13 protein-coding genes and 1 pseudogene are annotated in these 13,581 nt (G+C 71.0%); 9 read left to right on the forward strand and 5 right to left on the reverse strand.

Annotated features, from left to right (window positions below; translation table 11 throughout):
* Window positions 1-5: 5 nt before the first annotated feature.
* On the forward strand, window positions 6-1,277 hold the full coding sequence (locus SY2F82_RS11280; protein ID WP_268980380.1) for an RNA polymerase sigma factor: 1,272 nt from the start codon (window positions 6-8) through the stop codon (window positions 1,275-1,277).
* On the opposite strand, the gene SY2F82_RS11285 is transcribed toward SY2F82_RS11280, so the two are convergent.
* Window positions 1,274-2,503, reverse strand: a complete 1,230-nt coding sequence (locus tag SY2F82_RS11285) for a methyltransferase domain-containing protein (protein WP_374707144.1) — start codon at window positions 2,501-2,503, stop codon at window positions 1,274-1,276. The two genes, SY2F82_RS11280 and SY2F82_RS11285, sit on opposite strands and share 4 nt — an antisense overlap.
* 246 nt (window positions 2,504-2,749) lie before the next feature.
* On the opposite strand from SY2F82_RS11285, the pseudogene SY2F82_RS39850 reads away from it, so the two are divergent.
* From SY2F82_RS39850 to groL, 4 genes and pseudogenes are all read left to right on the forward strand, one after another.
* Window positions 2,750-2,851, forward strand: a pseudogene (locus tag SY2F82_RS39850) (polysaccharide deacetylase family protein); the annotation flags it as partial.
* A complete protein-coding gene (locus SY2F82_RS11295) occupies window positions 2,848-3,660 on the forward strand; it encodes a polysaccharide deacetylase family protein (RefSeq protein ID WP_236041346.1) in 813 nt (270 codons plus the stop codon). The pseudogene SY2F82_RS39850 and the gene SY2F82_RS11295, both read left to right, overlap by 4 nt.
* Window positions 3,661-3,939: 279 nt before the next feature.
* Window positions 3,940-4,248 carry a co-chaperone GroES gene (gene groES, locus SY2F82_RS11300; RefSeq protein ID WP_009190181.1) on the forward strand — a complete coding sequence of 103 codons (309 nt, stop codon included), beginning with the start codon at window positions 3,940-3,942 and terminating at the stop codon, window positions 4,246-4,248.
* Window positions 4,249-4,367: 119 nt separating this feature from the next.
* The gene (groL, locus tag SY2F82_RS11305) at window positions 4,368-5,993 is read left to right on the forward strand and encodes a chaperonin GroEL (protein WP_200418865.1); all 1,626 of its coding nucleotides are present in this window, start codon (window positions 4,368-4,370) and stop codon (window positions 5,991-5,993) included.
* A 65-nt stretch (window positions 5,994-6,058) separates the two neighbouring features.
* On the opposite strand, the gene SY2F82_RS11310 is transcribed toward groL, so the two are convergent.
* The 3 genes from SY2F82_RS11310 to SY2F82_RS11320 form a co-directional block, all read right to left on the reverse strand.
* Window positions 6,059-6,766 carry an ester cyclase gene (locus SY2F82_RS11310; RefSeq protein ID WP_200418866.1) on the reverse strand — a complete coding sequence of 236 codons (708 nt, stop codon included), beginning with the start codon at window positions 6,764-6,766 and terminating at the stop codon, window positions 6,059-6,061.
* Between the two features lie 75 nt (window positions 6,767-6,841).
* Window positions 6,842-7,615, reverse strand: coding sequence for an SDR family oxidoreductase (locus tag SY2F82_RS11315; RefSeq protein ID WP_200418867.1), 774 nt, complete (start codon window positions 7,613-7,615; stop codon window positions 6,842-6,844).
* An 89-nt stretch (window positions 7,616-7,704) separates the two neighbouring features.
* Window positions 7,705-8,379: an MOSC domain-containing protein gene (locus SY2F82_RS11320; protein ID WP_200418868.1), complete on the reverse strand. Its 675-nt coding sequence runs from the start codon at window positions 8,377-8,379 to the stop codon at window positions 7,705-7,707.
* A gap of 81 nt (window positions 8,380-8,460) precedes the next feature.
* Between SY2F82_RS11320 and SY2F82_RS11325 the strand changes: the two genes are divergently transcribed.
* Window positions 8,461-9,360, forward strand: a complete 900-nt coding sequence (locus SY2F82_RS11325) for a LysR family transcriptional regulator (protein ID WP_200418869.1) — start codon at window positions 8,461-8,463, stop codon at window positions 9,358-9,360.
* A gap of 276 nt (window positions 9,361-9,636) precedes the next feature.
* Here SY2F82_RS11325 and SY2F82_RS11330 read toward each other — a convergent pair whose 3' ends face one another.
* A complete protein-coding gene (locus SY2F82_RS11330; protein WP_200418870.1) occupies window positions 9,637-9,975 on the reverse strand; it encodes a WhiB family transcriptional regulator in 339 nt (112 codons plus the stop codon).
* A 379-nt stretch (window positions 9,976-10,354) separates the two neighbouring features.
* Here SY2F82_RS11330 and SY2F82_RS11335 point away from each other — a divergent pair, with 379 nt between their 5' ends.
* The 3 genes from SY2F82_RS11335 to guaB all read left to right on the forward strand — a co-directional run bounded on the left by SY2F82_RS11335 (window position 10,355) and on the right by guaB (window position 13,571).
* Window positions 10,355-10,966: a response regulator transcription factor gene (locus SY2F82_RS11335; protein ID WP_003948568.1), complete on the forward strand. Its 612-nt coding sequence runs from the start codon at window positions 10,355-10,357 to the stop codon at window positions 10,964-10,966.
* A 293-nt stretch (window positions 10,967-11,259) separates the two neighbouring features.
* The gene (locus SY2F82_RS11340) at window positions 11,260-11,835 is read left to right on the forward strand and encodes a sigma-70 family RNA polymerase sigma factor (RefSeq protein WP_055493219.1); all 576 of its coding nucleotides are present in this window, start codon (window positions 11,260-11,262) and stop codon (window positions 11,833-11,835) included.
* A gap of 230 nt (window positions 11,836-12,065) precedes the next feature.
* Window positions 12,066-13,571: an IMP dehydrogenase gene (guaB, locus tag SY2F82_RS11345; protein ID WP_200418871.1), complete on the forward strand. Its 1,506-nt coding sequence runs from the start codon at window positions 12,066-12,068 to the stop codon at window positions 13,569-13,571.
* Window positions 13,572-13,581 lie beyond the last annotated feature (10 nt).

Here is a 13,581-nt window from a genome sequence, read left to right on the forward strand (position 1 = left end):
GGGCTGTGGAACAGCAGCCCGCCCCCGCCCCCGACGGCCCGGTCGGCGCCATCGAGACCGTCTTCCGGATGGAGTCCCCGCGCGTCATCGCCGGTGTCACGCGGATCGTCCGGGACGTCGGGATCGCCGAGGAGCTGGCGCAGGACGCCCTGGTCGCCGCGTTGGAGCAGTGGCCGCGGGACGGCGTGCCCGACAACCCGGGCGCCTGGCTCATGGCCGCCGCCAGGCACCGCGCGATCGACCTCGTGCGCCGCCGGGAGAGGTACGCGCGCAAGCTGGAGGAGGTCGGGCGGGACCTCCAGGCGGCGCCGTACCACGTGGACGTGCCGTCCGACCCGGACGACATCGACGACGACCTGCTGCGGCTCGTGTTCACCGCCTGCCACCCGGTGTTGTCCGCCGAGTCCCGCATCGCGCTCACCCTGCGGCTGCTCGGCGGACTGACCACGGCCGAGATCGCACGCGCGTTCCTCGTGCCGGAGGCCACCGTCGCGCAGCGCATCGTCCGCGCGAAACGGACACTCGCGACGAAGGGCGTCGCCTTCGAGGTGCCGTACGGCCCCGAGCGCGAGGCCCGGCTCGGGTCCGTGCTCGAGGTCATCTACCTGGTCTTCAACGAGGGGTACGCGGCCACGGCCGGCGACGACCTGCTGCGCCCCGCCCTGTGCGAGGACGCCCTGCGGCTGGCCCGGGTGCTGGCCGAGCTGATGCCCAAGGAACCCGAGGTGCACGGGCTGGCCGCACTGCTGGAGTTCCAGGCCTCCCGAACCGCGGCCCGCACCGGGCCGGACGGCGGGCCCGTGCTGCTGAAGGACCAGAACCGGGCCCGCTGGAACCGCCTGCTCGTCGCCCGCGGCATCGCTGCCCTCGGCCGCGCCGACGCGGTCGCCGCAGGGGCCCCTGGCCCGTACGTCCTGCAGGCCGCGATCGCCGCCTGCCACGCGCTCGCGTACACGTACGAGGAGACGGACTGGGCACGGATCGCCACGCTGTACGGTCTGCTGGCCGACCGCTCCCCCTCACCGGTCGTCGAGCTGAACCGCGCGGTCGCCGTCTCGATGGCGGAGGGACCGGGCCCGGCCCTGGAGATCGTCGACCGGCTGGCCGCTGAACCGGCCCTGCGCGACTACCACTTGCTGCCGAGCGTCCGCGGAGACCTGCTGGCCCGGCTCGGACGCAGGGCCGAGGCTCGTGAGGAGTTCGTCCGGGCCGCCGCCCTCGCCCGCAACGAAAGGGAACGTGAGCTGCTCACGGCACGCGCGGAGGACTGTCGTTAGGCGGGGTGCCCGAGCAGCATCGTCGGCGCCCCGGCGACCCGGGTCAGGAACACGGTCACCGCGTTCGGGCCGTGCGGCTTGGGCAGGACCTTGCGGCGCAGTTCCTCCGGTTCGACGGCCGAGCCGCGCTTCTTCACGGTCAGGATCCCGACCTCCCGCTCCCGCAGCAGCGCCTTCAGCTTCTTCACGTTGAAGGGGAGCCGGTCGGTGATCTCGTACGCGGTGGCGTACGGGGAGCCGCGGCGCCCGTCGGCCGTCACATAGGCGATCGTCTCGTCGATCAGGCCGCCGTCCACGTCCTCGGCCACCTCCGCCACCAGGTGGGCGCGGATCACGGCGCCGTCGGGTTCGTAGAGGTAGCGGCCGAGCGGACGCACCGGCGGGTCGGGCAGGCCGCGACCGCGCAGCACGCGCGGTCCGGGCAGGAGCGTGGCCCGAACCTCGCCCGGCCGCGTGCCGAACCACAGCACCGCCTCCTTCACGTCCCCGCCGTCCGAGATCCACTCGGCCTCCGCCTCGCCGGGCACCATCTCGTGCGGGATGCCCGGCGCCACCTTCAGGGCGGCGTGCCGGGCCTTCAGGGCCGTGGCCACGGCCCAGGACAGCGGGGGCGAGTACGCCTCCGGATCGAAGATGCGGCCGCGCCCTCCTCGCCGCGCGGGATCGACGAAGACGGCGTCGTACGAGGAGACGTCCACCTCGGTGACGTCGGCCTCGCGGACCTCGATCAGGGAGGCGAGGCCCAGCGCGTCGGCGTTCGCGCGCGCCACGGCCGCCGTCAGCGGGTCGCGGTCCACGGCCAGGACGCGGATGCCGGCCCGGGCGAGCGCGATGGCGTCGCCGCCCACGCCGCAGCACAGGTCGGCGACGGATGTCACCCCGAGGGCCCGGAAACGCTCGGCGCGGTGGGTGGCGACCGTCGCCCGGGTGGACTGCTCGACGCCGTTCGGCGTGAAGAACATCCGCTGTGCGTCGCCCGCGCCGAACTTCGCCGCCGCCCGCTCCCGCAGCCGTGCCTGTGCGAGGGCCGCGGACACCAGCTCGGCCGGGTGCTCGCGGCGCAGCCGGGTGGCGACGGCCAGCTCCCGCGCCGGGTCGGTGCCGCGCACCTCGTCCAGGAGGGCGCGGCCCTCGGGGGTGAGCAGGGAGGCGAAGGAGAGGTCGTTCACCCGGTCATTGTCGGCCAGTCGGTGGATGGCGTGCGCCGGGTCGCGGTGTCGGCCCACCGTGGCGGACGGTGGCTGGAAGGATCCGGCACCATGCGACTCGTAGGACAGGATGACAAAAAGTGCGCAAAGTGCACTGATGTGCGTGTGCCGCGCTTGACGGGTCCTGGGTCGACGGTCGCGGCCCGCACGAGCCTCGCCGTCCTGGCCGCCACCGCCCTCGCCGTCGGGTGCACCGGTGGCGAAGGGGTGCACGGCATGCACGGCGCGCACGGCCCGCAGGAGCCCTTCAAGCCTCCGGCGGCGCGGGCGGACCGGAACGGCAAGATGCCCGACCTGATCCGCAGGTTCCCCAAGAAGGTGACCGGCGAGGGGTACGCGGTGGCACGCCTGGAGGACTACCTGTGAGGGCACGGCGGCTGCGCGCACTGCTGGCAGCGGTCCTGGCCGCCGCGGTCCTGGCCGGAGCGGCCGGCTGCGCCCAGTCGGTTGACCCCATCGAACGGCTGGGCAAGAAGGCGGCGCAGAGGGTGCGCAGGTCGTACGGCCCGCACGAGGGGGCGTACCGCCGCTGGGGGCTCGCCGCCCCGCTCGCGCCACCGCCCCGCCCGGCCCGCCCCCTGCCTCGCCACGTCGAACCGGAGGACGAAGGGCTGCCGGAGGTCCTCGACCGCGTCCCCACCCACGACAGGGTCGTCTTCCTCACCTACGACGAGGGCGCCGAGCGTGACCCCCGGTTCGTCGAGATGGTCCGGGACCTGCGGCTGCCCGTCAGTGTGTTCCTCACGGACAGTGGCGACGGACCCGGGTACGCGCGCATCGGCCGGCTGCGGGCTGCGGGGGCGACCATCCAGAACCACACCCTGGACCACGCCGGACTGCGCGGCCGTCCCTACGCGGAACAGCGCGCCCAGATCTGCGCCGGGCGGGACCGTCTGCGCTCCCGCCTGGTCCGGCGGCCTCTTCTGCTGCGCCCGCCCTACGGCAGGTACGACCGCACGACGCTGCGGGCCGCGGCGGACTGCGGCATCAAGGCCCTGATCCTGTGGCGCCCGGCGCACGCCTACGGAAGGTCCACGGCCCTCCATCCGGGCGACATCCTCCGCCCCCACGAACCGGGCCGCCCCCAGACCTCCCTGACCACGGAGACCACCCGGGTCCTGCGCCGCCTGCAGTCGAGGGGCTTCACGGTGGCCCGCTTGGAGGACTACCTCTGACGGGCCGACAGCGGGTCTGGGGCGGAGCCCCCAGGGCGGTCACCCCACCACCGGGTGAACACCGACCGCCGGGCAACCGAACTCACCACGGCGCGCGCGCCAGGCATTGGCACTCCGCTTGACCGAGTGCTAATCGCGGTCATAGTCTCGGCTCTGGCACTCACCACCGGAGAGTGCCAACAAAGCGACGGGCAGGTCCGGCACCCGCGACGACGGATCGACCTGGTCGCCACCTCAGACAGTTAACCCCGTGAGATCTCCGAAGGGGGAGGTCGGATCGTGACGACCGCCAGCTCCAAGGTTGCCATCAAGCCGCTCGAGGACCGCATCGTGGTCCAGCCGCTGGACGCCGAGCAGACCACGGCCTCTGGCCTGGTCATTCCGGACACCGCCAAGGAGAAGCCCCAGGAGGGCGTCGTCCTGGCCGTGGGCCCGGGCCGCTTCGAGGACGGCAACCGCCTTCCGCTCGACGTCAAGGTCGGCGACGTCGTGCTCTACAGCAAGTACGGCGGCACCGAGGTGAAGTACAACAACGAGGAGTACCTCGTTCTCTCGGCCCGCGACGTGCTCGCGATCATCGAGAAGTAGTTCACCTCGAAGCACTCCTTGCTTTGAGCTGCGCCCCTGGCCCCCGCGACCGATAAGAGAAGCCGGGCGCCCGGGGCGCAGTTTCGTTCATCCAGATTTCCGAGAGGGCTCCCGCTGCCATGGCGAAGATCCTGAAGTTCGACGAGGACGCCCGTCGCGCCCTCGAGCGCGGCGTCAACAAGCTGGCCGACACGGTCAAGGTGACCATCGGCCCCAAGGGCCGCAACGTCGTCATCGACAAGAAGTTCGGCGCCCCCACCATCACCAACGACGGCGTCACCATCGCCCGTGAGGTGGAGATCGAGGACCCGTACGAGAACCTCGGCGCCCAGCTGGTCAAGGAGGTGGCGACCAAGACCAACGACATCGCGGGTGACGGCACCACCACCGCCACCGTGCTCGCCCAGGCGCTGGTGCGCGAGGGTCTGCGGAACGTCGCCGCGGGCGCTTCCCCGGCCGCCCTGAAGAAGGGCATCGACGCCGCCGTCAAGGCCGTCTCCGACGACCTGCTGGCCACCGCCCGCCCGATCGACGAGAAGTCCGACATCGCCGCCGTCGCCGCGCTGTCCGCCCAGGACCAGCAGGTCGGCGAGCTGATCGCCGAGGCGATGGACAAGGTCGGCAAGGACGGTGTCATCACCGTCGAGGAGTCCAACACCTTCGGTCTGGAGCTGGACTTCACCGAGGGCATGGCCTTCGACAAGGGCTACCTGTCGCCGTACTTCGTGACGGACCAGGAGCGTATGGAGGCCGTCCTCGACGACCCGTACATCCTCATCAACCAGGGCAAGATCTCCGCCATCGCGGACCTGCTGCCGCTGCTGGAGAAGGTCATCCAGGCCGGTTCCTCCAAGCCGCTGCTGATCATCGCCGAGGACGTCGAGGGCGAGGCCCTGTCCACCCTGGTCGTCAACAAGATCCGCGGCACCTTCAACGCGGTCGCCGTCAAGGCCCCCGGCTTCGGTGACCGCCGCAAGGCGATGCTGCAGGACATGGCGGTCCTCACCGGCGCCACGGTCGTCTCCGAGGAGGTCGGCCTCAAGCTCGACCAGGTCGGCCTGGACGTGCTGGGCTCCGCCCGCCGCGTCACCGTCACCAAGGACGACACGACCATCGTCGACGGCGCCGGCAAGTCCGAGGACGTCGCGGGCCGCATCGCCCAGATCAAGGCCGAGATCGAGACCACGGACTCCGACTGGGACCGCGAGAAGCTCCAGGAGCGCCTCGCGAAGCTGGCCGGCGGCGTGTGCGTGATCAAGGTCGGCGCCGCCACCGAGGTGGAGCTGAAGGAGAAGAAGCACCGCCTGGAGGACGCCATCTCCGCGACCCGCGCCGCGGTCGAGGAGGGCATCGTCTCCGGTGGTGGCTCCGCCCTCGTCCACGCCTCCAAGGTGCTGGCCGACGGCCTCGGCAAGGAGGGCGACGAGGCCACCGGTGTCGCCATCGTGCGCCGCGCGGTCGTCGAGCCGCTGCGCTGGATCGCCGAGAACGCGGGCCTGGAGGGTTACGTCATCGCCTCCAAGGTCGCCGAGCTGGAGAAGGGCAACGGCTACAACGCCGCCACCGGCGAGTACGGCGACCTGATCAAGGCCGGTGTCATCGACCCGGTCAAGGTCACCCGCTCCGCCCTGGAGAACGCCGCCTCCATCGCCTCCCTGCTTCTGACGACCGAGACCCTGGTCGTCGAGAAGAAGGAAGAGGAGGAGCCCGCCGCGGCCGGCCACGGCCACGGTCACGCCCACTGACGTACGTCCTGCGTCGCCGAAGGCCCGGCACCCCGAGGGGTGCCGGGCCTTCCCGCTGCACCGCCCTACCGCTCCAGCTCGTCCAGCGCCCCCAGCTGCTCCATCAGCCCCAGCTGGTCGTGCTGCCACCAGGTCTCGGCGATCTTCGCGTCCGCACCGAAGCGGAAGAGGGTCATACCGGACATGCCGACTTTCCTGCCGGTGGACGGGATGCCCAGGAACTCGCCCTTGTGCGTGGCGTCCCAGGTCCACCGCGCACACACCCGGTCGCCCTGCTCGATCAGGTCCTCGATCGTGAAGGTGAAGTCGAAGGCGTCCCGCCACATCCGGTACTCGCGCCGGATGGCGTCCAGGCCGATGGTGTCCTGCGGGTTGACGGGGTCGTGGCTGTGGCAGCCCTCCGCGATCAGGTCGTTGAGCGGTGGCAGTTCGCCCGCAGTCGCCAGCGTGTCGAACAGGCGTCGCACCGCATCCGTGTACAACTGCTCGTCCCGCACCACCTCCAGATCGACGAAGGTGGGCATCTCGTCACACAGGGCGACCATCTCGCGGAAGACCTGGTCGGTCTCCGGGAGGTTGGAGTTCCGCATCGCCTCCTCGTAGGAGGGGAACTCCACGATCTCGATGAAGTGCGAGGCGTCGGACCGGTCCCTGCCGATCACGTCGTGGGTCGCCGTCCGCCTGCCTCTGGTCTTCTCGACCCATCTGTCCATGATCCGGTTCATCTCGTCGAACCGGCTGGTCTTGCAGTCGATGAGCTGCACGAATGTCATGACGCCGCCTCCGGCCCCCTGGGTCCTGACGCAGATATGCCCTATTTTCCCACCCGAGGGGCGGCGTCACCCGTGCTACTGCGGCCCGTACTTGCGCCCCGTCCGCGAGCTGATCCCGCCCAGCAGCGCGCGCGGCGTCACCTTCACCATGCCCATCAGCACCTTGTACCGCGGGTCCGGGATCGACAGCGTCTTGCCGCGGGCCAGGTCGGCGAGCGCGGTGGCGACCAGCTTGTCCGCGTCCAGCCACATCCAGTTCGGGATGTTGTCCGTGCCCATCCCGGCCCGCTGGTGGAACTCGGTGCGGACGAAGCCCGGGCACAGCGCCATCAGCCGTACGCCCGACCCGGCCAGGTCCTTCGCCGCGCCCTGCGTGAACTGCACGACCCACGCCTTCGACGCCCCGTACGTGCCGCGCGGCACGAACGCCGCGACCGAGGCCACGTTGACGACCCCGCCGCGACCGCGCTTCCGCATCGCCTCCGCCGCCGCGCTCGTCAGCCGTAGCACCGCCTCGCAGTGCACCTTGAGCATCCGCAGCTCGTCGGCCATCGACACGTCGAGGTAACGGCCCTTGTTGCCGAAACCCGCGTTGTTCACGAGCAGGTCGACCGGGTTCTTCAGGTCGGACAGGCGGCCGGCCACCGCCTCGATCCCCTCGTCGGTCGCCAGGTCCGCCGTCAGCACCTCGGCCTCGATGCCGTGCCGGTCGTGCAGCTCGGTCGCCTGCTCCCGCAGCCGCTTGGTGTCACGCGCCACCAGGACGAGGTCATGGCCGTCGGCGGCCAGCCGCCGTGCGAACGCGGCACCGATGCCCGCGGTCGATCCCGTAATCAGAGCCGTTGTCATGACCCAACGATAGTGACCCGGAGTCGGCGAGTCCGCCTGGCGGACCGGGCATTTCACCGGTCGCGCCGCCAACGTCGGTGCGCCTGGGACTAGTTCCGTCCCGCGTACTTGCGCGCGTACTCCCGTGCCGCCGTCACGCTCTCCGGGTGCAGCGCGTCACCCGCCGCCAACAGGCGCGGGAGCAGGTGCCGTTCCGTGGTCACGGCCCGGAACTGGAGGGCGACCGTGACGTCGTGGTCGGGCCGGTGCACGACGGTGATGGGGTCGCCGGCCCGTATCTCACCCGGCTCGATCACGCGCAGATAGGCGCCCGGCGCGCCCTTGTGCGTGAACCGCTTCACCCAGCCGCGTTCGCCCAGGTGCTCCTGGAAGGTACGGCACGGAATCCGCCCGCAGGTCACCTCCAGGACCAGCTCCGCGCCGATCCGCCAGCGCTCGCCGATCCGCGCGCCGGCCACGTCGAGACCCTCAGTGGTGAGGTTCTCGCCGAACGAGCCGCTCGGCAGCGACCGGCCCAGCTCACGCTCCCAGCCGTCGAGGTCCTCCCGGGCGAACGCGTACACCGCCTGGTCGTCACCGCCGTGGTGCCGCAGGTCGCACACCGCGTCCCCGGCCAGCCCGCTCGCGCCGGTCCCCTTCGGCCCGGGCGCGGTCACCCGCACGGGCCCGTCCACCGGCCGCTTGTCGATGCCGGTCAGACCCTCCGGCTGGTCGGTGTAGTCGACGGGCACGGGCCGGCCCACGTTCAGAGACAGAAGCTTCATGCCCGCACGGTAAGGGAGGTGCAGTCAAAGCGTCGACGCATTATTCGCAACCGTGCCCAAGGTTCGCTTATGCTCACCGGCGTGATCGAGGCTCGACATCTCCGTGTGCTGCGCGCCGTCGCCGCCACCGGCTCCTTCTCTGCGGCGGGGCGCGAGCTGGGCTGCACCCAGCCCGCCGTCAGCCAGCAGATGAAGGCCCTGGAGGCGTCGGTCGGCACGCCGCTGCTGGTGCGCAGCGGCCGCGAGATGCGCCTGACGGAGGCGGGCGAGGCGCTGGTGCGGCACGCGGCGGGCATCCTGGCCGGGCTGACCGCCGCCGAGGAGGAGGTCGCCGCCATCGCGGGCCTGAGGGCCGGCCGCGTCCGTCTCGTCTCCTTCCCGAGCGGCAGCTCCACGCTGGTCCCGGCCGCGCTCGCCGCCCTGCGCGCCGCGCACCCGGGCACCCGGGTCTCCCTGGAGGAGGCCGAACCGCCCCAGTCCGTGGAGAAGCTGCGCGCCGGTGACTGCGACATCGCGCTGGCCTTCCGCTACGAGGGCGCGGAGGCGGGCGTCGAGGAGTGGGACGACCTGGTCGTACGGCCGCTGCTCACCGACCGGCTCGTCGGGCTCGTCCCCGAGGGGCACCGGCTGGCGCGCGCGGAGTCGGTCGCCATCGGCGAACTAGCGGGGGAACCGTGGATCGCGGGCTGCCCGCGCTGCCGGGGACAGCTCGTGCAGGTCTGCGCGAGTGCCGGATTCACCCCGCGCATCGACTTCGCGACGGACGACTACCCGGCGGTGGTCGGCCTGGTCGGCGCCGGCCTCGGCGTGGCGGTCCTGCCTCAGCTCGCGATCGAGTCCGTACGTCCGAGAGGGGTGCGCCCGGTCGCGCTGGAACCGGCGGTACGGCGGGAGATCGTCGCGCTCACGCTGCCGGACCTGGCCCAGGTGCCGGCGGTGGCGGCGACATTGGGGGAGCTGGCGCGCGCGGCCGTGCGGTGAGGAAACCGTGGCGGAGACTCTCGCACCGGCGGCGGGTTCTCGGCGCGCTGCGGCGGGTTCTCGAAGAGCGGTGGGGCGGCCCTGAGGCGTGTACGGAACGGCCCCCGAGGTATCCCTTGATCCCCCTGAACGGCCCCCCGGCATCCCCCACAACGGCCCGACCCCGTGAAACGGCCCCCTCGCGGGCGGTGCCTGCCCCCTGAAACAGCCCCCTCTGGGCGGTAGAACGCCCCAAGCCGGGCACATGCGCGTGCCCGTGCGCGAAGAAACGTTCCTTCAGTTGTTCGAGGCGGCGTGGCCGCGGCCTCCACCGGTTGCCGAGGCCGGTACCAGCCGGTTCCGCGCCCGCCCCATGAGCTCTTCGCGCTCGTCCTCGGTCAGCCCTCCCCAGACCCCGTACGGCTCGCGCACCGCCAGGGCGTGGGCCGCGCACTCGGCGCGGACGGGGCACCTCATGCAGACCTCTTTGGCCGAGTTCTCGCGAGCGCTCCGGGCCGCCCCGCGTTCACCCTCCGGATGGAAGAAGAGCGAACTGTCGACCCCACGGCAGGCCGCATGGAGCTGCCAGTCCCACAGATCCGCGTTCGGACCGGGAAGGCGGGAGAAATCTGCCATTGCGTGTCCCCTTGATGCCGTTCTGGGCGGATATGTGTTCTCGACCGTACATCGACGATCTTATGAGATGAAAATATGACTCATTGCGAATCTAGCGCCAGACACCAGCTAACGGGAAGAAAAGCGGCTAAATGGGGCATAGGTTGTGATGAAAGTTGGGGGTTACGCTGCGCGTGTCTGCACCGTGTCCGTGCCCTCACGTACAGTGCCGAAGATGGCTTGCTGCACCGTAACTCTTTCGAGTGACCATCGTTGAGAGTGCGGAGGCGGTTGAAACAACAAGCGCTCGGGCAGGCGTCCGAGGGCGTCGACCGCACAGGTGACGATTCGTACCAGCCTGGAGGCTCAAGGTGACGCGCATCAGCTGCGGAGGGCGGTCATGACATCCGTCCTCGTCTGCGACGACTCCCCGCTTGCCCGAGAGGCGCTCCGCCGCGCGGTGGCGACCGTGCCCGGTGTCGAGCGCGTGACGACGGCGGCCAACGGCGAGGAAGTCCTCCGCCGCTGGGGGGCCGACCGTTCGGACCTGATTCTGATGGACGTACGCATGCCCGGACTGGGCGGCGTCGAGACCGTGCGGCGACTGTTGTCCGCCGACCCCGGTGCGCGCATCATCATGCTCACCGTCGCGGAGGACCTGGACGGGGTGGCGCTCGCGGTCGCCGCCGGCGCGCGCGGCTATCTGCACAAGGACGCCTCGCGTGCGGAGCTGCGCGCGACCGTCACGCAGGCGCTCGCCGACCCGACCTGGCGGCTCGCGCCCAGGCGGCTGCGCTCGGCCGAGATGGGTGCCGCGCCCACGCTCACCGCACGGGAGATCCAGGTGCTGGAGGGCATGAGCCACGGCCGTTCCAACGCGGAGATCGGCCGCGAGCTGTTCCTCTCCGAGGACACCGTGAAGACGCACGCCCGGCGTCTGTTCAAGAAGCTCGGCGCGTCCGACCGCGCACACGCGGTGGCGCTCGGCTTCCGGTGGGGCCTGGTCCGCTAAGTGGATCACCGCGGGGGTGCGCAGATCCCCGCCTGCCGCAGGGCGGGCGGGGCACGGCGACCTCAGGGAAGCTCCTCCCTGGAGCCGCCCGGCGAAGGGGCCCGCCGGATGCCCGCTGCTCGTTTCGTCGCGGATGCCGCATCCTTGAGGGTGTGGAGTTCCTCGGGGACGAGTCGATCGAGCGGGAGGGGAGGGCGCAGGAGATGAGTTCCGGCGCACCTGCTCATAACGCTTCGGTGCACAACTACGGACGCGGTGCCACGGACCGGACGACGCCGAGGCACCATGGACCGATGCGCGACGACGAGACAACGCTGATCGGTGCACTCGTCCATCGCGCCGTCGACGGCGACGAGCAGGCGACCCACGATCTGCTCGCCCGCGTCCACCCTCTGGCGCTGCGCTACTGCCGCACGCGACTGTCCAGGCTGCCCGGCGACGCCCGGCACTTCGTCGAGGACCTGGCCCAGGAGGTCTGCGTCGCGGTCCTGCTCGCCCTGCCGCGCTACAAGGACACCGGGCGTCCCTTCGAGGCGTTCGTCTTCGCGATCGCCGCGCACAAGGTCGCGGACCTGCAGCGTGCGGCGATGCGTCACCCCGGCTCGACGGCGGTCCCCTCGGACGAGATGCCCGAACGACCGGACGACTCCCTCGGCCCCGAGGAGCGTGCCCTGCTCAGCAGCGACGCCGAGTGGGCCAAGAAACTCCTCGCCAACCTCCCGGAGAACCAGCGCGAGCTGCTCCTGCTCCGCATCGCCGTGGGCTTGACGGCGGAAGAAACGGGTCAGATGTTGGGAATGTCACCGGGAGCGGTGAGGGTGGCCCAGCACAGGGCCTTGAGCCGCCTGCGGGCGCTCGCCGAGCAGTAACGAGTTCCTGTCCGCCCTGACGGCGACCAGCCACGACGGCGCAGTTCCGGCGGTGCCGAACTCAGTTGCCCGTGGGGACGGAGGCCGTCGGGCCCGTGCATGAACAGGCAGCTCACCGACTCCGTAGGAACATACGAAGCCGAGCAGCACCCTCAACCGTGGAATGAGAGCCCCATGCTTCCCGTTAGCATGGACATCCGCACCGATCAAGGCCATTTGGGGAAGGTGTCATGACTGCAAACGTCGACGGAGTGCCCGAGAAATTCGCGACACTCGGGCTGACCTACGACGACGTGCTGCTGCTGCCGGGAGCGTCCGAGGTGCTCCCGAGCGCGGTCGACACCTCGTCCCGCATCTCCCGCAACGTCCGGGTGAACATCCCGCTGCTCTCGGCGGCGATGGACAAGGTGACCGAGTCCCGCATGGCGATCGCGATGGCCCGCCTGGGCGGCGTCGGCGTGCTGCACCGCAACCTCTCCATCGAGGACCAGGTCAACCAGGTCGACCTGGTCAAGCGGTCCGAGTCCGGCATGGTCACCGACCCCATCACCGTGCACCCCGAGGCGACGCTCGCCGAGGCGGACGCCCTGTGCGCCAAGTTCCGCATCAGCGGCGTCCCGGTCACCGACCCGGCCGGCAAGCTGCTCGGTATCGTCACCAACCGCGACATGGCCTTCGAAACCGACCGTTCCCGGCAGGTGCGCGAGGTCATGACGCCGATGCCGCTGGTCACCGGCAAGGTCGGCATCTCCGGCACCGACGCCATGGAACTGCTGCGCCGCCACAAGATCGAGAAGCTTCCCCTGGTCGACGACGCCGGTCTCCTCAAGGGCCTCATCACGGTCAAGGACTTCGTCAAGGCCGAGAAGTACCCCAACGCCGCCAAGGACGCCGAGGGCCGCCTGCTCGTCGGTGCCGCCGTGGGCGCCAGCCCCGAGGCGCTCGAGCGCGCCCAGGCCCTCGCCGAGGCCGGGGTGGACTTCCTGGTCGTCGACACCTCGCACGGCCACAACAGCAACGCCCTCAGCTGGATGTCGAAGATCAAGTCGAGCGTGGACGTCGACGTGATCGGCGGCAACGTCGCCACCCGCGACGGCGCCCAGGCCCTGATCGACGCCGGCGTCGACGGCATCAAGGTGGGCGTGGGCCCCGGCTCGATCTGTACGACCCGTGTGGTCGCCGGCATCGGTGTCCCGCAGGTCACCGCCATCTACGAGGCCTCCCTCGCCGCCCGCCCGGCGGGCATCCCGCTGATCGGCGACGGCGGCCTGCAGTACTCCGGCGACATCGGCAAGGCGCTCGCCGCCGGCGCCGACACCGTGATGCTCGGCAGCCTTCTGGCGGGCTGCGAGGAGTCGCCGGGAGAGCTGCTCTTCATCAACGGCAAGCAGTTCAAGTCGTACCGCGGCATGGGCTCGCTCGGTGCCATGCAGTCCCGCGGCCAGGGCAAGTCGTACTCCAAGGACCGCTACTTCCAGGCCGAGGTCTCCTCCGACGACAAGCTCGTGCCCGAGGGCGTCGAGGGCCAGGTGCCCTACCGCGGCCCGCTGTCCAACGTGCTGCACCAGCTCGTGGGCGGTCTGCGCCAGACCATGGGCTACGTGGGCGCCGCCACCATCGAGGAGATGGAGTCCAAGGGCCGCTTCGTGCGCATCACCTCGGCGGGCCTGAAGGAGAGCCACCCGCACGACATCCAGATGACGGTCGAGGCGCCGAACTACAGCGCCCAGAAGTGACGCACGCGCA

The organism is Streptomyces sp. Y2F8-2 (genome assembly GCF_014905555.1).
Classification (GTDB): domain Bacteria; phylum Actinomycetota; class Actinomycetes; order Streptomycetales; family Streptomycetaceae; genus Streptomyces; species Streptomyces cynarae.

What these genes read in the sequence shown, in the direction of transcription:
- groL (WP_200418865.1), top strand. Translation starts at nt 4,368, where the DNA reads ATGGCGAAGATCCTGAAGTTCGACGAGGACGCCCGTCGCGCCCTCGAG.
- SY2F82_RS11310 (WP_200418866.1), bottom strand. Translation starts at nt 6,766, where the DNA reads ATGACATTCGTGCAGCTCATCGACTGCAAGACCAGCCGGTTCGACGAG.
- SY2F82_RS11315 (WP_200418867.1), bottom strand. Translation starts at nt 7,615, where the DNA reads ATGACAACGGCTCTGATTACGGGATCGACCGCGGGCATCGGTGCCGCG.
- SY2F82_RS11320 (WP_200418868.1), bottom strand. Translation starts at nt 8,379, where the DNA reads ATGAAGCTTCTGTCTCTGAACGTGGGCCGGCCCGTGCCCGTCGACTAC.
- SY2F82_RS11330 (WP_200418870.1), bottom strand. Translation starts at nt 9,975, where the DNA reads ATGGCAGATTTCTCCCGCCTTCCCGGTCCGAACGCGGATCTGTGGGAC.
- SY2F82_RS11335 (WP_003948568.1), top strand. Translation starts at nt 10,355, where the DNA reads ATGACATCCGTCCTCGTCTGCGACGACTCCCCGCTTGCCCGAGAGGCG.
- SY2F82_RS11340 (WP_055493219.1), top strand. Translation starts at nt 11,260, where the DNA reads ATGCGCGACGACGAGACAACGCTGATCGGTGCACTCGTCCATCGCGCC.
- guaB (WP_200418871.1), top strand. Translation starts at nt 12,066, where the DNA reads ATGACTGCAAACGTCGACGGAGTGCCCGAGAAATTCGCGACACTCGGG.